This is a genomic window from Dactylosporangium sp. NPDC005572, assembly GCF_040605515.1.
GTDB lineage: Bacteria > Actinomycetota > Actinomycetes > Mycobacteriales > Micromonosporaceae > Dactylosporangium.
This window is the reverse complement of sequence record NZ_JBEXCY010000203.1, coordinates 1-20955: the sequence shown is the minus strand read 5'-3', so window position 1 is coordinate 20955 and position 20955 is coordinate 1. Positions and strand designations below refer to the sequence as shown.

Here is a 20955-nt window from a genome sequence, read left to right as displayed (position 1 = left end):
GCCGCCGCGGCCGCCGGCGGCCTGCGCGTCGGCCGCGCGGGCGACGGGAGCGGCGACCGGCGCGCCGGGATGCCGCCGGCCACCGCCGAGGTGACCCGCCAGACCATGGTCGACACCTACGAGCAGGCGGGCACCCTCGGCTACGGCGCCGAGACGACCCTCGCCGGCCGCGTCGAAGGCGTCGTCACTCGGATGCCGCTCACCGGCGACGTCATCACCCGCGGCCAGGCCGTATACCGCGTCGACGACACGCCCGTCGTGCTGCTCTACGGTGACATCGCCGCGTACCGCACGCTCACGCCGGGCGTCACCGGCGCCGACGCGCGCCAGCTGCGGGACAACCTGGCCGCCCTCGGCTACGGCGGGTTCACGGCCGCCGCCGTGCGCCGCTGGCAGCGCGACCTGGGCCTGCCCCGCACCGGCGCGGTCGAGCTGGGCCGGGTGCTGTTCGCCCCCGGCCCGATCCGGGTCGCCGCCCTGACGGCCGGCGTGAACGCGTCCACCGGCGGCGGTGACGAGCTGCTGCGGTACACCGGGACCGATCGAAGCGTCACCGTGCTGCTCGACGTGTCGAAGCAGCGGCTCGCCCGGGCCGGCGCCGCGGTCACCGTGCGGCTGCCCGACGGGCGCCCCACCGGCGGCCGGGTCGAGCGCGTCGCGACGGTCGTCGAGCAGCCTGCGGGGTCGGACGCGCCGCCCGAGACCCGGATCGAGACGCGGGTGCGCCTCGCCGACCCGGCGGCCGTCGCGGGCCTCGAGGCCGCCGTGGTCACCGTCGTGTTCACCGCCGCCGAGCGCCGGGACGTGCTGACCGTGCCGGTCGCGGCCCTCGTCGCGCTCGCCGACGGCGGCTACGGCGTCGAGGTCGTCGACGGCGCGGCCACGCACGTCGTCCGGGTCGAGACGGGCCTGTTCGCCGGCGGCCGGGTCGAGGTCACCGGCGCCGCCCTGCGCGAGGGCCTCGTCGTCGGGATGCCGGCATGATCGAGCTGGTCGAGGTGACCAAGGTGTACCCCGGCGGCGTCCACGCCCTCGCCGGCGTCACGCTCCGCATCGCCGCGGGGGAGCTCGTCGGTGTCGTCGGCCCGTCCGGCTCGGGCAAGTCGACGATGCTGCACATGCTCGGCGCGCTCGACCGCCCGACCGGCGGGCTGGTCCGCGTCGCCGGCCACGACCTGTCGGCGCTGACCGACCGGCAGCGCTCCGCGCTGCGGGCGACCCGGATCGGGTTCGTGTTCCAGCAGTTCCACCTGGCCGCCGGTGTGCCGGCCCTGGACAACGTCGCCGACGGACTGCTGTACGCCGGTGTGCCGCTGCGGCGGCGCCGCGACCGGGCGGCGGCCGCGCTCGACCGCGTCGGCCTCGGCCACCGCCTGGGCCACGAGCCGCACCGGCTCTCCGGCGGCGAACGGCAGCGGGTGGCGATCGCCCGCGCGGTCGTGGGCGACCCGCCGCTGCTGCTCGCCGACGAGCCGACCGGCAACCTGGACTCGGCGGCCGGCCAGGGTGTCCTGGCGGTACTGCGGGAGCTGCACGGGGCCGGCACCACGGTCGTGGTCATCACCCACGACCGCGACCTCGCCGCCGGCCTGGACCGCCAGGTCCGCCTGCGCGACGGCCGCCTGGAGGAGGCGCCGTGAGCCGCCGGTTCTTCCGCCGGCGTCGCCCGCGCACTGAAGGCGCCGTGACGCGCCTGGTTCCGGCCCGGTTCGCTCGGCCGCGACGGCTGGCCGGCGTGGTCCCGGCCCGGCTCGCTTGGGCGCGACGGCTGGCCGGCCTGGTCCTGGCCTGGCTCGCTTGGGCGCGACGGCCGGCCGGGCTGGTCCCGGCCTGGCTCGCTTGGGTGCGGCGGCCGACCGGCGTGTCCGCGGGCCGGTTCGCTTTGGTGCGGCGGCCGGACCGGCTGTCCCCGGCGCGGCTCGCGCCGGCCGACGTCGTGCGGGTGGGCGGGGCCGGCCTGCGCACCCGGCCCGCCCGGGCGCTGCTCTCGGCGCTCGGCGTCGCGATCGGCATCGCGGCGATGGTGGCCGTCGTCGGCATCTCGTCGTCGTCGCAGGCCGAGCTCGACCGGCGGCTCGCCGCGCTCGGTACCAACCTGCTCACCGTCGCCCCCGGCCAGACCCTGCTCGGCCGGCCGGCCACGCTGCCGGACTCGGCCGAACCGATGATCGGCCGCATCGCCCCCGTCACGGCGGTCGCCGCGACCGGCCGGGTCGAGTCGGCCCGCGTGTACCGCACCGACCGCATCCCGAAGGCCGAGACCAACGGCCTCGTTGTCCTCGCCGCCCGGCTGAGCCTGCCGTCCACGGTCGGCGCCACGGTCCGCGCCGGCACCTGGCTCAACGCCGCGACCGCCCGCTACCCGGCGGCCGTCCTCGGCGCGGTGGCCGCGGCCCGGCTGGGCATCGGCCACCCGAGCCCGCTGACGTCGCTGCTCGTGGGATCGGCCCGGTTCACGGTCGTCGGCGTCCTCGACCCGATCCCGCTGGCCCCGGAGCTGGACGCCGCCGTCCTGGTGGGCTGGGACGTGGCGGTCACGGCCCTGGGCTTCGACGGCCACCCGACGACGGTGTACCTCCGGTGCCGCGACCAGCAGGTCGAAGCCGTCCGCGCGGTCCTGGCCGCCACGGCGAACCCGTCCGCACCGGGCACGGTGGCGGTGTCCAGACCGTCGGACGTCCTGGCCGCCCGCCGCGCGGTGGGCGAGACACTGACGGCGCTGCTGCTGGGCCTGGGCTGCGTGGCCCTCCTCGTCGGCGGCGTCGGGGTGGCCAACACGATGGTGATCTCGGTGCTGGAACGCCGCGGCGAGATCGGCCTGCGCCGCGCACTGGGCGCGACCCGCGGCCAGGTCCGGCTGCAGTTCCTGACGGAGTCGCTGCTGCTGTCGGCGCTGGGCGGTGCGGGCGGCGTCCTGCTGGGCGTCGCCGTCACGGCCGGGTACGCCGGCTACCAGGCCTGGCCCTCCGTGGTCCCGACGTGGGCGACGGCCGGCGCACTGGCGGCGACGGTGCTGATCGGCGGCGCCGCGGGCCTGTACCCGGCGGTACGCGCGGCCCGCCTGTCCCCGACCGAGGCACTGTCCGCACCGTGACCCACGACGCCGGCGGCGGTTGCGCGTGGCACGGGTCCGGTCGGTCGACCGACCGAAGGGCCCGCGGGGCCGGCACGCCGCAAGAGTGCCGGCCCCGCGGGTTGCTTCAGGGTAGGCCGTTGGCCCGGATCACCGACGCGTACCAGCGGGCGCTGCGCTTCGGGGTCCGCCGCTGCGTCGGGTAGTCGACGTAGTAGAGGCCGTAGCGCACGCCGTAGCCCGACGCCCACTCGAAGTTGTCCAGGAACGACCACGGGAAGAAGCCCAGCAGCGGCACACCGCGGCTCAGGGCCCCGTGCACCGCGCGCAGGTGGCCCTCGAAGAACGCGATCCGTTCGTCGTCCGCGATCTCCCCGTCCGGCCCGGCGTAGTCGTGCAGCGCCAGGCCGGTCTCGGTCACCACCAGCGGCAGGGGGGTGTACTCAGCGGACACCCGCTCCAGGATCTCGGAAAGGCCCTCCGGGTGGACGCCGATCCCCGTCACGGTCGGGCGCGCGGGCGGCACCCGCTGCCAGCCGCGGGAAGGGTCGGCCGGGTCGGCGCGGACGTGGTGGCGCTCGTAGTAGTTGATGCCGAAGAAGTCCAGCGGCGCCGCGATCAGGTCGAGGTCGCCGTCCCGGACGAAGCCGAAGTCGGTCACCGCCGCGTAGTGGGCCGAGGCGTCATCGGGGTAGGCCGCGCGGAACAGCGGGTCGAGGTACATCCGGTTCTCGTGCAGGTCGAGCCGGCGCGCCGCGGCCACGTCGGCCGGGTCGCCGGAGGCCGGGTGGACCGAGGTCAGGTTGCAGGTGATGCCGACCTTCCCGGTCACGCCGCCGGCTCTGAGCGCCGCGACGGCCTTCCCATGAGCCAACAGCAGATGGTGTACCGCGGTCACGGCGGTCCGCTCGTCGCGCACGCCGGGCGCGTGGCGGCCGTCGAGGTGCCCGACGACGGCCGAGCAGTACGGTTCGTTCAGGGTGAGCCAGTACGGCACCCGGTCGCCCAGGCGGCGATGGACGACCGCGGCGTAGTCGGCGAAGTGCGCGGCGGTGTCCCGGTTCGCCCAGCCGCCGGCGTTCTGGAGCGCCTGCGGGAGATCCCAGTGGTACAGCGTCAGCATCGGGGTGATCCCGCGCTCCAGCAGCCCGTCGACCAGGCGCTCGTAGAAGTCGAGGCCGGCCGGGTTGACGGGGCCCGCGCCGGCCGGCACGACCCGGGGCCACGCGACCGAGAGCCGGTAGGCCCCGACGCCCAGTTCGCCGAGCAGGTCGAGGTCCTCGCGCCAGCGGTGGTAGTGGTCGCAGGCGACGTCGCCGGTGTCGCCGCGCAGGACCGCTCCCGGCGTGTGGCTGAACGTGTCCCAGATGGACGGTCCGCGGCCGTCCTCGGTGACGGCGCCCTCGATCTGGTACGCGGCGGTGGCCGCACCCCAGAGAAAACCGTCGGGAAAGCGCATGATGGAGCCTTTCTGATCAGTCCTGCTCAATCGGAGGCGCCGCGGGCGAGGCGCCGGCGGCGGCTCACCGCGTCGAGCACGACGGCGACGACGAGGATGACGCCGGTGGCGATGTTCTTCACGGCGGCCGGCTCGCCGAGCAGGTCGAGGCCGTTCTGCACGCTGCCGACCACGAGCGCGCCGAGGATCGCGTGGTAGATCCGGCCGCGGCCGCCGAACAGGCTGGTCCCGCCGATCACGGCCGCGGCGATCGCGTTGAGCTGCAGGGTGCCGCCGCCGAGCGCGTTGGACGCGGAGAACTGCCGCGACGCCTCCACGACGCCGGCCAGGGCGGCGATCGCGGAGACGAGCACGAACACGACGACCACGGTCCGGGCGACCGGGATGCCGGCGCGGCGGGCCGCCTCCCGGTTGCCGCCGATCGCGGTCACGTGCCGGCCGAACGCGGTGCCCGTCATGAGCACGCCGGCGCCGCCCACGAGCAGCAGCAGGAGCACGAAGACCCAGGGGATCCCGAAGTACGAGTTGAGCAGCCAGGTGACCGCGGCGGCGAACACCGCCACGGCGGCCACCGCGGGGGCCTCGTGGAGCAGCGGCGGGTTGGCCAGGCCGTGCCGGGCCCGGCGGGCGCGCCGCACGGCCCGCAGGCCGGCGAAGCCGGCGACGACGAGCAGCGCGAGGACCCACCCGAAGGCGGGCACGACGTAGCTCGACGCGATCGAGCGGATCGTGGTGTCCCGGATCGGGATCTGCCCGCCGTCGCCGACCAGGGCGAGCTGGACGCCCTGCCAGACGAGCAGGCCGGCGAGCGTGATGATGAACGACGGGATCCCGGCCGAGGTGATGACCAGGCCGTGGACGAGGCCGATCACCGCGCCGGTGAGCAGGGCCGCGGCCATGGCGAGCCCGGCCGGTGCCCCGTGGTCGGCGAGCAGCCGGGCCAGGACCGCGGCGCTGACGCCGGCGACGGCGCCGACCGACAGGTCGATCTCGCCGAGGACGAGCACCATCACCATGCCGACGGCGAGGGTGCCGAGCACCGCGATCTGCAGCAGGAGGTTCGACAGGTTCCGCGCGGAGAGGAAGTTGTCGTTGCGGACCTGGAAGAACCCCCACACCACGACGAGCCCGAGCAGGACGGTGGTGGTCCCGCCCGCCCGCCGGATCACGACCGGCTCCCGGTGATGGCGGCGACCACGTCGTCGGTGGTGTCCCGATCGGGCCGGAACTCGCCGGCGTTGCGGCCCAGCCGCAGCACGGTGATCCGGTCGGCGACGGCGAACACGTCGGCCATGTTGTGCGAGATGACGACGACGGCGAGGCCGCGGTCGCGCAGGCGGCGCACGAGGTCGTACACCATCGCCGTCTGCGCCACGCCGAGCGCCGCGGTGGGCTCGTCGAGCAGCACGATCCGCGAGCCCCAGAGGGCGGCGCGGCTGACCGCGATCGCCTGCCGCTGGCCGCCGGACAGCGCCGCGACCGGCGTGGCGAGGTCCGGCAGGTGCGCGGAGAGGTCGGCGATGACGGCCGCGGCGTGCGCCTGCATCGCCTCCCGGTCCAGCAGCAGCGAGTGGCGGCGCCGGCGCTCGCGGCCGAGGTACAGGTTGGCGGTCACGTCGAGGTTGTCGCACAGGGCCAGGTCCTGGTAGACGGTCTCGATGCCGAGCGCCGAGGCCTCGGCCGGCGAGCCGACGGTGACCGGCTCGCCGTCGAGCAGGATCTGTCCGGCGTCGATGCGGTGGGTGCCGGCGATCGCCTTGACGAGCGTCGACTTGCCGGCCCCGTTGTCGCCGACCAGGGCCACCACCTCGCCGGCGGTGGCCGTGAAGCCGACGTCGGTGAGCGCCGCGACGCGCCCGTACCGCTTGACGACGCCGCGGAGCTCGAGGGTCGGGGGACTCACAGACCGCACTTGTCGGCCGCCAGTCCCGCGCAGATCTTGTCCTTCGTGGTGTACCCGTCCTTGATCACCACGTCGGCGATGTTGTCCCGGGTGACGGCGACCGGGTCCAGCAGTACCGCCGGAACCTTGCCGGTGCCGTTGTCCACGGTGCTGGTGGTCAGCTGGGTCGCCCCGGCGGTGTCGCCCTTCGCGAGGGCCACCGCGATCTTCGCGGCCGCCGTCGCCTCGGCGCGGATCGACTTGTACACCGTCATCGACTGGTTGCCGGCCATGATGCTGCCGAGCCCGGCGTCGGTCGCGTCCTGCCCGGTCACCAGGACCTTGCCGTTGAGCTTGCGGGCGGTGAGCGCGGTGATGACGGCGTTGGCCAGGCCGTCGTTGGGGGCGATGACGCCCTGCACGTCGTCGCCGAGCTTGGTCAGCCCCTGCTCCATCGCCGCCTGGCCCTTGGCCGGGTCGAAGCCGGGGGTGTCGGACTCGTACCCGAGCTTGAGCCGTCCGGAGGCGAACGCCGGGTCGAGGACCTTGTGCGCGCCGGCCTTGAACTCCCGGCCCGGCGCCGACGTGATGTCGCCGTTGATCATCGCGACGGTGGCGCCCGGCGGCAGCTTGTCCAGCAGGTACCGGCCCTGCAGCTCGCCGACCTTCTCGTTCTGGAACGAGACGTAGGCGGCGGGCACCGCGCCCTCGATCGCCCCGTCGTAGGCGATCACCTTGGCGCCGGCGGCACCGGCCTTGGCGACGATCGCCGCGCCGGCCTCGGCGGTGAACGGGCTGACCATGATCACCTTCGCGCCGTTGGTCAGGGCGGACTCGGCCTGTTGCAGCTGTACCGCGGCATCGCCCTGGGCGTTGCCGGCGATCACCTTGATGGTGGGGTCAATGGCCTTCACGGCCTCCTCGAAGTACGGCTTGTCCTTGCTCTCGAACCGGTCGGCGCAGGTCGAGCAGGGCATCAGGAACGCGATGGCGAGGTCCTTGCCGTCGGCGTTCTCGGTCGCGGGCGAGCCCTGCGTGCAGGCGGTGAGGGAGAGGGCCAGGGCCAGGGCGGCCGGGGCGAGTAATCGGCGCAGCATGGGGTGTCCTTTCCGAGGGTGTGCTTGACCGCGCCACCGGCTCGGCCGGCGGCGGGGGTGGGGTGTGTGTCAGGCGGTGGTCAGGGGGTGGTCAGGCGGTCGACGCCGGCGCCCGACTCGATGAACTGGCTGATCGGCAGGGTGGCCGCGCCGAGGACGGCCGCCTCGGGGCCGAGCTGGGAGCGGACCAGGACGACCTCGCCGCCCGGCTGATCGAGGGCGTACGCGCGCACGGCGGCCTGGAGGTCGCCGAGCAGCTCGGCGGCGATCCGGTCGCCGAACCAGCCGCCGACGATGATCTTCTCGGGGTTGTACAGGTTGACCAGGTTCGACAGGGCGAGCCCGAGGTGCCGGACGAGGCCGTCGATCGCGCGCCGCGCGGCGGGGTCGCCGTCGCGCCAGGCGGTGAGGATCGCGTCCACGCCCTCGGTCTCGCGGCCGAGCCAGGTCTCGTCGGGGCCGCGCCACTGGTTCAGCACGGCGGACGCGCCGACGAACGTCTCGACGCAGCCGGCCCGCCCGCACCGGCAGTGCGGGCCGTCGAGGCTGATCTTCGTGTGGCCCCACTCGCCGGCGCTGCTGGACGAGCCGCGGTACAGCCGGCCGTCGGTGATGATGCCGGCCCCGGCGCCCTCGCCGATGAGCACCATGACGGCGTGGTCGGTGTCGCGGGCCGCGCCGTACCAGGCCTCGGCCTGGGTCGTGGACTTGGCGCCGTTGTCGATGTAGGCCGGGATGCCGAGGTGGTCGCCGAAGCCGGAGAAGTCGGCGCCGTGCCAGCCGACGACCTCGGCGTGCACGACCTGCCGGTCCTCCTCGACGATGCCGGGCACGCCGAGCCCGAGGCCGAGCACCCGCCGCCCGTCGACGCCGAGCTCGGCGAGCATCGACGTGACCTGGTCGGTGATGGCCGTGCGGGCCTCGCCGACCTCGATGCGGCGGCCCTTGAACGGGTACACGCGGCTGGCGAGCCGGTTGAGGCCGAGGTCGAACACGTCGACGGCGATCTGGGTCTCGCCGACGTCCGCGCCGACGACCAGCGCGGCGTCGTGCGCCACGCTGACGATGGCGCGGCGGCGGCCGCCCTCCGAGTCGAGGAAGCCCTCCTCGCGGACGGCGCCCTCGGCGAGGAGCTCGTTCATCACGTTGGTCACGGTGGCCGGGGAGAGCCCGGTGGCCGCCCCGACCTCGCTGCGTGAGGTGGGCCCGTGCAGCCAGACGTGCCGCAGGATCAGCGCCCGGTTGCGCCGCCGCACGTCCTTGACCGAGGCCTTCTTCGCCACAGACCCTCCAATCATTGGTTCAATGATTGTTTTATAGTCTGAAAAAAGTAGCCGCACAAGACCCCGGCCGGCCCGGCCGGCCGGCGGTCAGGTCCGCGGCAGGGTCACGGTGACGCGCAGGCCGCCCTCCGGGAGCGGGTCGGCGTCGACGGCGCCGCCGTGCACCTGGGCGATCGAGGCGACGATCGCCAGGCCCAGGCCGAAGCCATCGGTACCGGTGCGGTCGTGCAGCCGCCGGAACGGCTGGAACAGCGCGCCGACCGCCTCCGGGGCCACCACCGGGCCGTGGTTCGACACCTCCAGCCGCACGTGGCCGTCCACAGTAGACGTCGCCAGGCGGACCTCGCCGCCGGGCACGTTGTAGCGGACCGCGTTGTCGACCAGGTTCGCGGTGAGGCGCTCCAGCAGGACCGGGTCGCCCGTCGTCGGGGCCGGGTCCAGGTCCAGGCTGGCCCGGCGGTCGCGCAGGTCGGTGCCGTCGAGGACGTCCTCGGCGACCGTGGCCAGGTCGGTCGGCTCGCGGACGACCAGGCCCCGGTCGGTGCGGGCGAGGGTCAGCAGCGCCCCGATCAGGGTCTCGGCGTGGTCGACCGCGACCCGGATGTCGCGCGCCATCCGCCGCAGCTCGGCCTCGGTCGCGTGCGGCTTGGCCAGGACCACGTCGACGGTCGCGCGCATGACGGTCAGCGGGGTGCGCAGCTCGTGGCTGGCGTTGGCGATGAACTGCCGCTGCCCGTCGAACGAGCGCTCCAGCCGGTCGAGCATCCGGTCGAACGTGTCGGCCAGCTCGCGCAGCTCGTCGCGCGGCCCGCCGAGGGCCACCCGGGCCGACAGGTTGTGCTCGGAGGCGGCCAGCGCGGCGGCGGTCAGCCGGTGCACGGGGCGCAGGACCCGCCCGGCGACGAACCAGCCGCCCACGGCGGCCAGCAGGGTCGCCGCGCCGAGGCTCAGCCCCGACTGCCACAGCAGCGAGTCCAGGGTCGCGTTCCGCTGGGTCCGGGCGCCGACGATGATCCCCTCCTCGTACGCCTTCTGGCACTTGACCCGCAGGTTGGGCTCGTCGGCCGGTTCGCCGTTGAAGACCCGCTTGCAAGCCTCGAGGAACTCGGCGGGCGGTATCTCCCCCTTGTCGTCGACCGGGGTGGTCATCCGGCCGTTCTCGCCGACCACCAGGCCGTCGATCTCGGGCAGGTTGGCCGCGAGCAGCCCGTACGTGATCGCGATGAGCGCGGTGCCGCAGGCCGCGAACAGCACCGTGTACAGCAGCGTCAGCCGCACCCGGACGGTGAGCCGGGGCCGTCTCACAGCCGGTAGCCCTTGCCGACGACGGTCTCGATGAGCGGCGGCGCGCCGAGCTTGCGCCGCAGCCGGGCCAGGGTGACCGAGACGACGTTGCTGAACGGGTCGGCGTGCGCGTCCCAGACGTGCTCCAGGAGGTCCTCGGCGCTGACCACCGCCCCGTCGGCGGCGATGAGCATCTCCAGCACGCCGAACTCCTTGCGGGTCAGCGACAGCGGCTGGCCGGCGCGGCTGGCCCGGTGCCGGGCCCGGTCGACGGTCAGGTCCCCGCGCTGCACCACCGGCGGCGCCGACGGGGCCCGCCGCGCGAGGGCCCGCACCCGGGCGACCAGCTCGTGGAACGCGAACGGCTTGCCCAGGTAGTCGTCGGCGCCCAGCTCCAGCCCGTCGACCCGGTCGTCGACCCCGGACGCGGCGGTCAGCATGAGGATGCGCGCGCCGTCCGCGGCGGCGAGCGACCGGCACACCTGGTCGCCGTGGACGACCGGCAGGTCCCGGTCCAGCACGACGACGTCGTAGCCGGTCTCGGCGGCCCGGGTCAGCGCGGCCGCGCCGTCGTGCACCACGTCGACCGCCATGCCGGCGTCGCGCAGCCCCTCGCCGATCCGCTCGGCCAGCGTCGCATGGTCCTCGACCACCAGCACCCGCATGCCGACATTGTGCGCCACCGGAGATGACATCGGTCCGACACGCCGGGTAGCGCCAGTGTCACCGGCCCGCGCGTACACCTGACGGTCATGAGAATCGGACTGCTCACCGCCGCGACGATCGCCGTCGCGGCGCTGACCGCGTGCAGCGGCGGCGCGCCGCCTGACGTGCCGAACCTGGGTGCGACCGGCCAGTCGTCGCCGCCGGCCGCCGGCGGCTGCCTGAGCGCCGCCAACGGCCTGAGCCTGATGACCGGCGACGAGAAACAAGGCTCGGGCGACAACACCGGCTACCAGCCGACCTGCGCCGGGGCGACCGGCGACACGCGCAAGAACGCGCTGCATGCTGCGGCCGAGTGCATCCGCCAGCACGGCATCCCGACCTACAAGGACCCGGTGCTGACCGCGGACGGCCACGTGTACACCGACGCCCGCAGCCTCCAGGCGGCCGAGATGAACACCATCCGGGCCGCCGCGGAGGCCTGCCACGACCTCATCGTCACCGCGGAGCTCGTGCCGGACGGGCAGGCCCCGGCCCCGCCGAAGCTGGTCCAGGCCGGGGTGAAGTCGGCCCGGTGCATGCGGGCAAACGGCCTGCCCAACTTCCGCGACCCGACCGCCAACGACCTCTTCACCCCCGGGCACGGGTTCGGGATGCACCCGGAGGACCTGCCCGGCGACAAGGAGGACCCGACGGTCAGGCACGCGATGGACACCTGCCGGCCGGTCCTCGACGAAGAGGCGCGCGCCTCCAGCCTGGGGAGCCTCGCGGAATGAGACGGCGCACGATCCTCACGGCCGCGGCCGCCGTCACCGCCGCCGGCGGCTGGCTCGCCTGGCGGCTGCCGAGCTCACCCGTCCCGGCCTCCGCCGAGGTACCGACCGCGACCGCCAAGGTGACCCGGACCGACCTGTCCACCATCACCCAGGTGTCGGGCGCACTGGGGTACCGCGGCGACTACACCGTCATCCCCCAGGGCGCCGGCGGCACGCTCACCGCGCTGCCCGAGCCGGGCAAGGTGATCGCCCGCGACGAGCCGGTGTTCGAGGTCGACAACCGGCCGGTCCGGCTGTTCTACGCCGACCGCCCGGCGTTCCGCCCGTTCACCGCCGGGATGACCGCCGGCCTCGACGTGCGGGCACTGGAGGACAACCTGGCGGCCCTCGGCCACCTCGCCGCGGCCGACAGCCGGTTCACCACGGCGACCGCCACGGCGATCCGGCGCTGGCAGCGGGCGACCGGGCAGGCCGTCACCGGCCGCGTCGAGCTCGGCGCGATCACCTTCCAGCCCGGCCCGATCCGGGTCACCACCGTCACCGCGAAGCTCGGCAGCGCGCTGCGCGGCGGGGAGCCGCTGCTCACCGCCACCTCAACGACGGCCGTCGTCACGATCGCCGTGCCGGCCGGCCAGACGTACCTCATCCACGCGGGCGACCGGGTGACCGTCACGCTGCCCGACCACCGCAAGGTGCCCGGGCGGGTCGCCTTCCTTTCGCCCGTCGCCGACGCGCCACAGCCCGACAACGGCCGCGGCCCCCAGGTCACCGTCCCCGGCCTCGTCACCCTCGACGACCCGCAGGTCGGCGCCAACCTCGACCGGGCACCGGTACAGGTCGGCATCACCGACGAGACGGTCACCGCCGTCCTCGCGGTGCCGGTCACGGCGCTGGTCGCCCTGGCCGGCGGCGGCTACGGCGTCTACAAGCGGGCCGGCGCCGTCCGCGCCCTCATCGCCGTCACGACCGGGCTGTTCACCGACACGCTGGTCGAGGTCAGCTCCGGCGACCTGCAGGAGGGGGACGAAGTGGAGGTACCGTCGTCATGACCGCCGCGCTGGAGCTGCGGGGCGTCGCCAAGACCTACCCGCCGCCGACCACCGTCACCGCACTGTCCGATGTGGACCTCACGGTGACCGCCGGCGAGACCGTCGCCGTCACCGGCGCGTCCGGGGCCGGCAAGTCGACGCTGCTGAGCATCCTCGGCACGCTCGAACGCCCCACCGCCGGCACCGTCCGCATCGCCGGCACCGACACGTCCACGATGTCCGACCCGCAGCTGTCCGCGGTGCGGGCCTGGCACATCGGGTTCGTGTTCCAGCAGTTCTTCCTGCTCGACCATCTCACCGTGCTCGACAACGTGGCGACCGGTCTCGTGTACCGCGGGATGCCCGCCACCGCCCGCCGCGAGCACGCCACCCGGGCGCTGGAGCGGGTCGGGCTCGCCGACCGGATGCGGCACCGGCCCGCCCAGCTGTCGGGCGGCGAGCGGCAGCGGGTGGCGATCGCCCGGGCGGTCGCGGGCCGCCCGGCGGTCCTGCTCGCCGACGAGCCGACGGGCAACCTCGACACCGCGAACGGCCGCGAGATCGTGCGCCTGCTCGCCTCGCTGGGCGACACCACGGTCGTGCTCATCACGCACAACGCCGCCGTCGCCGAGGCCATGGCGCGCCGGATCCGGCTGGAGGACGGGCGCATTGTCGACGACTCGGGCGGCGCCGCATGAGCCTGCGCAGCCGCCTGCGGGCCGCCGACGCGGTGTCCATCGGTACCGCCGGAATCCGCGCCCGTCGAACGCGCTCGATCCTGTCGGCGCTCGGGATCGCCATCGCCATCGCCGCGCTGGTCGCCGTCCAGGGCGTGGCGGAGTCCTCGAAGCGGCAGCTGCTCGACGAGCTCGGCCGGCAGGGCAACCTGCTCACGGTCGCGACCGGCCAGACCTTCGACGGCCGGCCCACCCCGCTGCCCCTGACGGCCCAGGCCATGATCGCCCGCATCCCGCCGGTCCTGGCGACCACCGCGGTCGGCAACATCGACGGCGCCACGGTCCGCCGCACCGACCGCATCCCGCCCCAGAACACCAACGGCATCATCGTCCTTGCGGCGCAGCCGTCGCTGCCGGCCACGCTGTCGGCGCGGATGCTGCGCGGCTCGTACCTCGGCGCGGTCGCCGAGCAGTACCCCGAGACGGTGCTCGGCTACTCCGCGGCGCGGAGCCTGGGCATCGACCGCCTGGACGCGCAGACCCAGGTGTTCATCGCCGGCCGCTACTTCACGGTCATCGGCGTCCTCGACCGCGTCGACGTCGCGCCGGAGATCGACACCGCGGCGCTGGTCAGCTTCGGCGTCGCGGACCGCTGGTTCGGCCTGGGCGGCGTGCCCACCCGCATCTACCTGCGCGTCCACCCGGACCGGGTGGCGGCGGTCGCGGCGGTGCTGGGACCGACGGCGTACCCGGAGAACCCGCGCAACGTGCAGGTCCAGCGCCCGTCGGACCTGATCGTGGCCCGCTTGCAGGCGAAGAACGCGTTCGTCGGCCTGTTCCTGGCCCTGGGGGCGATCGCGCTGCTGATCGCGGGGGTGGGCATCGCGAACATCATGGTGATCTCGGTCCTGGAACGCCGGGCTGAGATCGGCCTGCGCCGCGCCCTCGGCGCCCGCCGCCGCGACGTTGCGGCGCAGTTCCTCCTGGAGTCGGCGCTGCTGGCGGTCGTGGGAGGGCTGGCGGGGTTGGGGCTGGGCTGCCTGGCGACGCTGGTCGCGGCCCGCCTGGCGGGCAACCCGACGGCGATCCCGCCGAAGACGCTGCTGGCCGGCCTGGCCGCTGCGCTCCTGGTGGGCACGCTGGCCGGCCTGTACCCGGCGGCGCGGGCGGCCCGCCTCCCTCCAGCGGACGCGCTCCGCACGCTCTGACCGATCCGGTCGGTCGACCGACCAAGGGAAAGCGCGCTCGGTCGGTCGACCGACCGACGGAAAGCCCGATCGGTCGGTCGGTCGACCGACCGAAGCACGCCCATAGGGAAGGCGCGATCATTCGGTCAGTCGACCGACCGAGGGAAAGGGCGACCATTCGGTCGGTCGATCGACCGAGGGAAAGCGCGACCATCTGGTCGGTCGGTCGACCGACCGAGAGAAAGCGCGAGATCGGTCGGTCGATCGACCGAGGGAAAGGGCGACCATTTGGTCGGTCGATCGACCGAGGGAAACCCCGATCATTTGGTCGGTCGACCGACCGATGGAAAGGCCCGGTCGGTCGGTCGACCGACCGACGGAAAGCACGCCCATAAGGAAAGGGCGACCATTTGGTCGGTCGACCGACCGAACGCAAGCCGGACCGCAATCGGCCGTGGACGCACTCCCGCCATTCCAGAGCGATCCCGGGATCGGACGGCTCATGCGGCGCACCGATGCTCGCCAAGCCGGGCTGAGCCGGCACCGTGGCGTCCGTGGCGTCCGTGGCGCCCGTCGCGGTCGTCGTGGGCGGCCTTGCCGCCGTCCGCTCCTAATGGGTCAGCCGGGTCAGCCCGGTTCGACGTGGAAGACCGGGTACCGGGCGGCGATCGCCGCGAAGTCCGCGAGAGGGGCGCCGGGAGCGACCGGCACGTGCGGCCGGGCGCCGGGCACCTTCCGCAGGTACCGCCGCAGGATTGGCGCCCGCTGCGCGACCGGCACCTCGCGGAGCTGCCGCGCCCGGGCGCGCCCGTGGCGGATCGTCACCCGGCCGCCCGCCGCGCGAACGTTGCGGACCCAGTCGCACTCCTCGCCGAGCATCGACACGAGGTACCACTCGCCGTCCACGTCGGCCATGCCGAGCGGGAACCGGGTGACCCGGCCGGTGCGCCGCCCGGCGACCTCCAGCGTCACCCAGCGCCGCGGGAACAGGCCGGTGCCGAGCACCGCCGCCCAGAACCGCGCGAACCGGCGGGCGGTCGTGTTGCCGCGCCCACCGCGGTACATGGCGCGGAGCTCCTCGTCCGAATAGAACCAGCGTTTCATCGTGTCACTCCACGACCAGCCGGCGGGCCCGCAGCAGCCTTGCCCACCAGGGCCGGCGGGCGGGAGCCGCGCGCAGGGGCGGGGCCGGCGTTCCCTTGAGGCTCACCCAGCCCCCGGGTCCCATGTGGACGGTGCGGATCGACGGGCCGCGGCCCCGGAGGGTGAGCGCGGCACCGGCGGCGGTGAGGGCGGCCGCAGCCACCGCGTACAGCGCGAGGCGCTGCACGTCGACGACCGGCGCGACGCGGACCGTGCCGTCCGCCCGCACCGCGACCGCGGCGACGGGACGGGCGCGGCGGCCGTGCCGGTCGTCGAGGACGACCACGACGGTGCCGTCCGCGCCGGCGACCGTTGCGCTGCCGGCGGTTGGTGTCCCGGTCATCGACGTACCTCCTCGTCACCCACGATGCCGCACGCGGCCGCTGGGCGCCGGAGGCGAACGGCACCCGGGAGGAGGGCCGATCGGCACCCTCGTGAACCGGGCGGTGCTGAGCCGGAACGCCATCGGCGGACGGCCTACCGCCGACGGGTGACCCGGTGGCCCGGGGAGGGGCGGGCCGGGCACGATCACGGCGCGGCCGACCCCTTGGAGGACCTGATGCGCCGGACTCTCCCACGGACCCTGCCCGCCGTGGCCCTGCTGTTCGTCCTGGCCGGCTGCGGCGACGACCCGGCAGCGCCGGGCGGCACCGGCGGCACCGGCGGCGGCGCCGCCCCGGCGGCCGGCAAGAGCCGGCCGAAGTGCGCCGACGTGTTCCAGCCCGGCAAGAAGATCGTGTATCCCTCGGCGGAGGGGGCCCAGGGCTGCGCCGACGCGAAGGGTGACGTCCGGGTCATGACCGGCTTCGAGTGCCGCGACGGCCGGTTCCTGTTCCAGATCGACGCGTCGACGGGCGCGAAGCCCGGCTACGGCTACCGCGACGGGACGTACCAGGCGATCGCCGGCACCGACGTGACGGGCGACGAGGGCTACCAGCAGGCCTACGAGGCCTGCACCCGCTGACCCGGCACGGTGCCGGGCGCCCGGCTGGGCACCCGGCACCGCACGGAGGGCTACTCGAACGTGATGTGGTCGATCGTGAGGGTGGAGCTGCCGCCGAACCAGAAGCCCATGGCCAGCTGGGACGGCGAGTTGCGGTTGATGCCGTTGGCGGCCAGCGGGATGCGGATGTCCTGGTAGGCGGTCGTGATCACCGGGTGGGCGCCGCCGTCGAGGGTGAAGTCGGCGAAGACCTTCGTGGTGCCGCCGAGGCCGAGGTTGAAGTGGGTCTGCTCGCCGCCGGCCGCACCCCTGACCCGGATCACCAGGTAGGTGCGGGTGCTGAGGTCGACGCCGACGTCGGAGCCGAACCAGCCGCAGTTGTTGTACCGCAGGCTCAGCGCACCGCCCGTGACGACGCCGGAGCCGCCGCCGTCGAGGAAGCAGTTGCCACCCGTCCACCTACCCAGGTCGTTCTGGGCCGCCGACGGGTAGGCGGGGCTGCCGTCGAAGTTGTCCAGCACCAGCCCGGCCGGCGGTGGCGGCGTGGCGTTCGTGGTGACGGTGACCGTGTTGCTGGCCGCCGAGCGGCTCCCGGCGGCGTCGCGCGCCTTCACGGTGTAGCCGTACGCCGTCGACGCGGTGAGGCCGGTGTCGGTGAACGTCGTCCCCGCGGGGCTGCCGACCAGGGTCGTGCCGCGGTACACCTCGTAGCCGGTGACGCCGACGTTGTCCGTCGAGGCCGTCCACGACAGCGTCACCGTCGTGTCGGTCTTCCCCGGGGACGACAGCACCGGCGTGCTCGGTGCCGTGCAGTCGCCCGAGCAGCCGGTCGTCGTCGCCGGCACGGTCGCCGACGGGCCGGAGACGTTGCCGGCCGCGTCGAGCGCGCGGACCGTGTACTGGTAGGTCCGGCCCGGCGCGCGGCCGGTGTCGGTGAACGTCGTGCCCGCCGGCGTGCCGGCCAGCACGCCGTCCCGCCACACCTGGTAGCCGGTGACGCCGACGTTGTCGGTCGAGGCCGTCCACGACAGCGTCACCGTCGTGTCGGTCACGCCGGCGACCGCGAGATTCGGCGGTACCGATGGCGCCGCACAGTCGCCCGTGCACACCCCGGTCGTCGACATGGTGCCGAGGTCGACCCACCCGTCGGTGCCCTGGTTCGCGTTGGCGAAGGACAGCGGGAGGCGGGGCCGCCACTGGTCGATGACCCAGTCGGTGAGCCGGCTGGCGGCCGGACGGGCGCGCAGGACGTCGGGGGTGACCGCCTCCAGGGGGTTGCGGACCTTCAGCACCAGGCTGTACGAGCCGGCCGGCACGCCGGCGGCGCTGAGGGTGGCGGAGAAGTTGACCGGGCGGCCGTAGTCGAGGTACGTGGGGTCGGCGCCCACGCCCCAGTCGGGGAACGCCCGGATCTTCAGCGGCTGCACCTGGCGCAGGTCCCAGCTGGTGTCCCAGGTCTTGACGATCGCGCCGGACGCGTCGCGCAGGCCGATGACGGTCGTCCACGGGTAGTAGAACGGCGCGACGCCGGTGTTCTGCATGGTGACGCCGACCTTGAACGTGCCGCCCGCGGTCGCGTTGAAGTTGGCCTGCGGGATGTGCAGGTTGTAGCCCATCTTCCGCGCGCCCGCGGCGACGTTCGGGTCGCTGGTGCTGTAGCCGCCGGCGCCGGTCTGGTTGATCATCCAGGTGATGTGGGTGAGCTCGGTCGCGGCGAGGACGTCGTCGACCTGGTTGTTCCCGCCGGGCCAGCCGGCGTAGAGGCTGCCCTGGATCTCCGGGCGGGCCTCGCCGCCGATGGACTGGGTGACCCAGCGGTTCTCGGTGCCGGTGTCGAGCTGGAGCTGCAGGAACGCGTCGTCCCAGCCGTTCATCGACTTCGGCAGGGTCATGCCCTTGAGCTGGCCGTTGCGCCATTCCTTGTACGGCCACGAGTCGTCGTGGAAGCCGATGTTCGCGGTCTCGGTGCCGGCCAGGGGGTAGCGCACCTCGAGCTGGATGTTGTCGAAGGCGCTGTCGTAGGCGCCGATGATGGTGCGGATGGTGGCGTCGGTGGGCATCAGGTCGGGATAGCCGTCGGCGGTGTCGCGGTCGTAGGGCCAGGTGTGCCACTCGCCCCACAGGCCGACCAGGCCGAGCGACATGAACCCGATGCGCGGGTCGGCGGTGCCGCCGGCGCCGGCGCGGTCGTACCGGGCGGCGAAGGCGTTGATGAAGCCGACCAGCGCGGCGACGACGTCGGGGTCGTCGTAGTCGGGGCTGACGGTGCCCCAGAACCCGTTGGTGCGCAGCGCCATCTTGCCGTTCAGGCAGGGCGGGATGCCGTTGCCCGGGTGGGTGCCGCTGCCGCCGGGGTACTCGAGGTAGAACCGGAAGGCGACCTGGCGGCCCCAGACCGCGGCCTCGTCGAGCGCCTTCTCGAAGACGCTCCAGTCGAACGCGGTACAGCTGGCCGGGTCCTTCATCACCTCGTTGAGCGCGAAGTAGCTCCAGACCAGCCCGCCGGGGTACTTCGTGGACAGGTTGTCGCCGGGGAACAGGTAGGGCGCGAAGCCCTTCAGCGGCTGCCCGAGCGGCGCGTCGGCGTAGGCGTAGGTGTGCGTCGTCAGGCTGGTGTCGGGGCCGGGCCCGGCGGCCGGCCGGGGCGGGGGACCGGCGGGCGCGGCGAGCGCCGCGGTGGGCGTGAGGATCAGGGCGGCGGCGACCAGGGCTGCCGTGAGCCGGCGGATCATCGGACGGTCACCGTGCCCAGGTCGAGCCAGCCCGAGCGGACGTCCTGGCTCGCGTTGGCGAACCGCAGCGGGACGCCGCCCGGCAGGGGGTTGGCCACCCGCATGACGATCGTGTACCGCCCGTCGCGCAGGCCGTGGGTGTCGATGCGGGCGGTCAGCTGGGTCGGGTCCGCGCCGGGCTGGATGCCGGTCAGCGTCCACGGGGTGCCCCAGCGCCGCACGACACGGCCCTTGCCGTCGACGGCGGCCAGCTCGGTGCGCCAGTCGTAGTAGAACGGGGCGGTGCCGAGGTTGCCCACCCGGACCGACACCCGGTCGCGGGCGAGCGCCGCCGACGTGACGGTCAGCTCGTAGCCGAGCGCCTGCGACGCGACGACCGCGCGGTCGTACTTGTCGCCGGTGAAGCCCGGGTCGAACGCGGCCTGGTTGAGCAGCCACGAGGCGTGGGTCTGGGCGACCGACTCGGCGTAGTCCTCGTACTGGCCGCAGCTGACCGGCGCGTCCCACAGGCAGCTCTGGATCTCCGGCCGCAGCTCGCCGCCGACCGGCTCCTGCCGCCACTTCCCGGTGACGCCGTTGTCGATGAGCCGCTGCACGAAGTGCCACGACGTCGGCGGGAGCGTCTCGAAGGCGAACGAGTCGTCGTGGTAGCCGATGTTCAGGTCCCTGTTCTCGGCGCTGGGATAGCGGGCCAGCAGTCGCGTCCGGTTGAACGCCGCCTCGTACCGGCCGAGCACCTTGACGAGGACGTCGGTGGCCGGCATCCAGTTCACGGGCTGGGTCCAGCCGTCGTAGGGCCAGGTGTGCCACTCACCCCAGAAGCCGATGAGGCCGAGCGTGACGAACCCGATGCGCGGGTCGCCGTCGTAGCGGCGGCCGAAGGCGGTGATGAAGTTCTCCAGGGCCGCGACGAGGCGCGGGTCGTCGTAGTCGGGGGCGACGCTGACGCCGTTGTTGCCGAAGTCCGGGTAGCTGCGGGTGACCAGGCCCTGGTCGAGCAGGTACTGCGGGATGCCGGTCGGCTTGCCCGGGTAGTCCAGGTAGAACCGGAAGACGGCCTGGTGACCGCGGGCGGCGATGGCGTCGAGCTGCCGTTCGAGGGCGTCCCAGCGGAACTGCCGGGGGCCGGTCATCACGTCGCGCAGCGGCAGGTAGAACCACTCCATGCTGTACGGGAAGGTCGCGTAGTCGCCGGCGTACGGCATGAAGCCCTTGAGCGGGTTGCCGGCCGGCGCCGGGGCGTGGGCCAGCGTCGTCCACTGTGGACTTCCGGGGGCCGGGTGGGCCGCGGCGGGGGTGCCCGCGGCGAGGGTCAGGGCCGCCGTCACGGCGACGGCGAGGCGGAGCGCTCTGCTCATGGCGGTGTTCCTCGGTTGGCTCGGCGGGGGAGGGGACGACCGTGGTTCGCATCGACGCCGATCGGGATGTGGGCGCGGCAGATCGTGCCGCCGGCCCCGTTGGTACCGACGCGCAATACGAAGAGCTATAGATGAACTTTCGCTTGTGCACATCATTATTCGCCCGGCGACGGCTGGCAAGACCCAACCTGGACGGCGGCCGGGTGGCGCGGACGAGCCCGGCAAAACGGGCAGACTGGCGCCGGCCCCCGCCAGGACCATGGCCGAGCCCGTCGCCGGGCCCGTCGCCGGGCCCGTCGCCGGGCCCGTCGCCGGCGCATCGAGGGCCGTCGGGAGCGGGGCCGACGGCACGGGCCGGGTCGGCGTGGCC

Annotated in this window: 19 protein-coding genes; 8 read left to right on the top strand and 11 right to left on the bottom strand. The window is 74.2% G+C overall.

Annotation, left to right across the window (positions count from 1 at the left end):
• The 3 genes from ABZS66_RS49950 to ABZS66_RS49940 form a co-directional block, all read left to right on the top strand.
• The coding region (locus tag ABZS66_RS49950; RefSeq protein ID WP_354770117.1) for an efflux RND transporter periplasmic adaptor subunit at positions 1-984 on the top strand (984 nt) is incomplete at its 5' end.
• Positions 981-1640, top strand: a complete 660-nt coding sequence (locus ABZS66_RS49945; protein WP_354770116.1) for an ABC transporter ATP-binding protein — start codon at positions 981-983, stop codon at positions 1638-1640. The genes ABZS66_RS49950 and ABZS66_RS49945, both read left to right, overlap by 4 nt.
• A 245-nt stretch (positions 1641-1885) precedes the next feature.
• Entirely contained in the window at positions 1886-3094 is a 1209-nt protein-coding gene (locus ABZS66_RS49940; protein ID WP_354770118.1) for an ABC transporter permease, read from the top strand.
• Between the two features lie 106 nt (positions 3095-3200).
• On the opposite strand, the gene ABZS66_RS49935 is transcribed toward ABZS66_RS49940, so the two are convergent.
• The 7 genes from ABZS66_RS49935 to ABZS66_RS49905 all read right to left on the bottom strand — a co-directional run bounded on the left by ABZS66_RS49935 (position 3201) and on the right by ABZS66_RS49905 (position 10743).
• On the bottom strand, positions 3201-4532 hold the full coding sequence (locus tag ABZS66_RS49935; protein ID WP_354770115.1) for a GH1 family beta-glucosidase: 1332 nt from the start codon (positions 4530-4532) through the stop codon (positions 3201-3203).
• A gap of 26 nt (positions 4533-4558) precedes the next feature.
• Positions 4559-5701, bottom strand: a complete 1143-nt coding sequence (locus tag ABZS66_RS49930; protein WP_354770114.1) for a sugar ABC transporter permease — start codon at positions 5699-5701, stop codon at positions 4559-4561.
• Positions 5698-6435 (bottom strand): ATP-binding cassette domain-containing protein, encoded by a 738-nt coding sequence (locus ABZS66_RS49925; RefSeq protein WP_354770113.1) that lies wholly within the window; start codon positions 6433-6435, stop codon positions 5698-5700. Before ABZS66_RS49925 ends, ABZS66_RS49930 begins: the two co-directional genes overlap by 4 nt.
• The gene (locus ABZS66_RS49920; RefSeq protein ID WP_354770112.1) at positions 6432-7511 is read right to left on the bottom strand and encodes a substrate-binding domain-containing protein; all 1080 of its coding nucleotides are present in this window, start codon (positions 7509-7511) and stop codon (positions 6432-6434) included. The genes ABZS66_RS49925 and ABZS66_RS49920 overlap by 4 nt, the downstream gene beginning before the upstream one ends.
• 80 nt (positions 7512-7591) lie before the next feature.
• Complete coding sequence (locus tag ABZS66_RS49915; RefSeq protein WP_354770111.1) at positions 7592-8794, bottom strand: ROK family transcriptional regulator; 1203 nt, start codon at positions 8792-8794, stop codon at positions 7592-7594.
• A gap of 87 nt (positions 8795-8881) precedes the next feature.
• A complete protein-coding gene (locus tag ABZS66_RS49910) occupies positions 8882-10099 on the bottom strand; it encodes a HAMP domain-containing sensor histidine kinase (protein ID WP_354770110.1) in 1218 nt (405 codons plus the stop codon).
• A complete protein-coding gene (locus ABZS66_RS49905) occupies positions 10096-10743 on the bottom strand; it encodes a response regulator transcription factor (RefSeq protein WP_354770109.1) in 648 nt (215 codons plus the stop codon). The genes ABZS66_RS49910 and ABZS66_RS49905 overlap by 4 nt, the downstream gene beginning before the upstream one ends.
• A gap of 87 nt (positions 10744-10830) precedes the next feature.
• On the opposite strand from ABZS66_RS49905, the gene ABZS66_RS49900 reads away from it, so the two are divergent.
• Genes ABZS66_RS49900 through ABZS66_RS49885 form a run of 4 tightly spaced genes read left to right on the top strand, consistent with a single transcriptional unit; the run spans position 10831 to position 14430 of the window.
• Positions 10831-11517, top strand: a complete 687-nt coding sequence (locus tag ABZS66_RS49900; RefSeq protein ID WP_354770108.1) for a hypothetical protein — start codon at positions 10831-10833, stop codon at positions 11515-11517.
• The gene (locus ABZS66_RS49895; RefSeq protein ID WP_354770107.1) at positions 11514-12566 is read left to right on the top strand and encodes a peptidoglycan-binding protein; all 1053 of its coding nucleotides are present in this window, start codon (positions 11514-11516) and stop codon (positions 12564-12566) included. Before ABZS66_RS49900 ends, ABZS66_RS49895 begins: the two co-directional genes overlap by 4 nt.
• A complete protein-coding gene (locus ABZS66_RS49890; RefSeq protein ID WP_354770106.1) occupies positions 12563-13243 on the top strand; it encodes an ABC transporter ATP-binding protein in 681 nt (226 codons plus the stop codon). The genes ABZS66_RS49895 and ABZS66_RS49890 overlap by 4 nt, the downstream gene beginning before the upstream one ends.
• Positions 13240-14430, top strand: a complete 1191-nt coding sequence (locus ABZS66_RS49885; RefSeq protein ID WP_354770105.1) for an FtsX-like permease family protein — start codon at positions 13240-13242, stop codon at positions 14428-14430. The genes ABZS66_RS49890 and ABZS66_RS49885 overlap by 4 nt, the downstream gene beginning before the upstream one ends.
• A 606-nt stretch (positions 14431-15036) precedes the next feature.
• On the opposite strand, the gene ABZS66_RS49880 is transcribed toward ABZS66_RS49885, so the two are convergent.
• The gene (locus ABZS66_RS49880; RefSeq protein ID WP_354770104.1) at positions 15037-15513 is read right to left on the bottom strand and encodes a nitroreductase/quinone reductase family protein; all 477 of its coding nucleotides are present in this window, start codon (positions 15511-15513) and stop codon (positions 15037-15039) included.
• Between the two features lie 4 nt (positions 15514-15517).
• Entirely contained in the window at positions 15518-15895 is a 378-nt protein-coding gene (locus ABZS66_RS49875) for a hypothetical protein (RefSeq protein ID WP_354770103.1), read from the bottom strand.
• A 216-nt stretch (positions 15896-16111) separates the two neighbouring features.
• On the opposite strand from ABZS66_RS49875, the gene ABZS66_RS49870 reads away from it, so the two are divergent.
• The gene (locus ABZS66_RS49870) at positions 16112-16516 is read left to right on the top strand and encodes a hypothetical protein (protein WP_354770102.1); all 405 of its coding nucleotides are present in this window, start codon (positions 16112-16114) and stop codon (positions 16514-16516) included.
• Between the two features lie 50 nt (positions 16517-16566).
• Here ABZS66_RS49870 and ABZS66_RS49865 read toward each other — a convergent pair whose 3' ends face one another.
• Entirely contained in the window at positions 16567-19227 is a 2661-nt protein-coding gene (locus ABZS66_RS49865) for a DUF4832 domain-containing protein (RefSeq protein WP_354770101.1), read from the bottom strand.
• Positions 19224-20585 carry a DUF4832 domain-containing protein gene (locus ABZS66_RS49860; RefSeq protein WP_354770100.1) on the bottom strand — a complete coding sequence of 454 codons (1362 nt, stop codon included), beginning with the start codon at positions 20583-20585 and terminating at the stop codon, positions 19224-19226. Before ABZS66_RS49860 ends, ABZS66_RS49865 begins: the two co-directional genes overlap by 4 nt.
• Positions 20586-20955: the final 370 nt, after the last annotated feature.

Bases quoted from the DNA above. Each gene is read 5' to 3' on its own strand.
- ABZS66_RS49945 (WP_354770116.1), top strand. From the start codon at position 981: ATGATCGAGCTGGTCGAGGTGACCAAGGTGTACCCCGGCGGCGTCCAC.
- ABZS66_RS49935 (WP_354770115.1), bottom strand. From the start codon at position 4,532: ATGCGCTTTCCCGACGGTTTTCTCTGGGGTGCGGCCACCGCCGCGTAC.
- ABZS66_RS49920 (WP_354770112.1), bottom strand. From the start codon at position 7,511: ATGCTGCGCCGATTACTCGCCCCGGCCGCCCTGGCCCTGGCCCTCTCC.
- ABZS66_RS49905 (WP_354770109.1), bottom strand. From the start codon at position 10,743: ATGCGGGTGCTGGTGGTCGAGGACCATGCGACGCTGGCCGAGCGGATC.
- ABZS66_RS49900 (WP_354770108.1), top strand. From the start codon at position 10,831: ATGAGAATCGGACTGCTCACCGCCGCGACGATCGCCGTCGCGGCGCTG.
- ABZS66_RS49895 (WP_354770107.1), top strand. From the start codon at position 11,514: ATGAGACGGCGCACGATCCTCACGGCCGCGGCCGCCGTCACCGCCGCC.
- ABZS66_RS49890 (WP_354770106.1), top strand. From the start codon at position 12,563: ATGACCGCCGCGCTGGAGCTGCGGGGCGTCGCCAAGACCTACCCGCCG.
- ABZS66_RS49885 (WP_354770105.1), top strand. From the start codon at position 13,240: ATGAGCCTGCGCAGCCGCCTGCGGGCCGCCGACGCGGTGTCCATCGGT.
- ABZS66_RS49880 (WP_354770104.1), bottom strand. From the start codon at position 15,513: ATGAAACGCTGGTTCTATTCGGACGAGGAGCTCCGCGCCATGTACCGC.
- ABZS66_RS49875 (WP_354770103.1), bottom strand. From the start codon at position 15,895: ATGACCGGGACACCAACCGCCGGCAGCGCAACGGTCGCCGGCGCGGAC.
- ABZS66_RS49870 (WP_354770102.1), top strand. From the start codon at position 16,112: ATGCGCCGGACTCTCCCACGGACCCTGCCCGCCGTGGCCCTGCTGTTC.
- ABZS66_RS49865 (WP_354770101.1), bottom strand. From the start codon at position 19,227: ATGATCCGCCGGCTCACGGCAGCCCTGGTCGCCGCCGCCCTGATCCTC.
- ABZS66_RS49860 (WP_354770100.1), bottom strand. From the start codon at position 20,585: ATGAGCAGAGCGCTCCGCCTCGCCGTCGCCGTGACGGCGGCCCTGACC.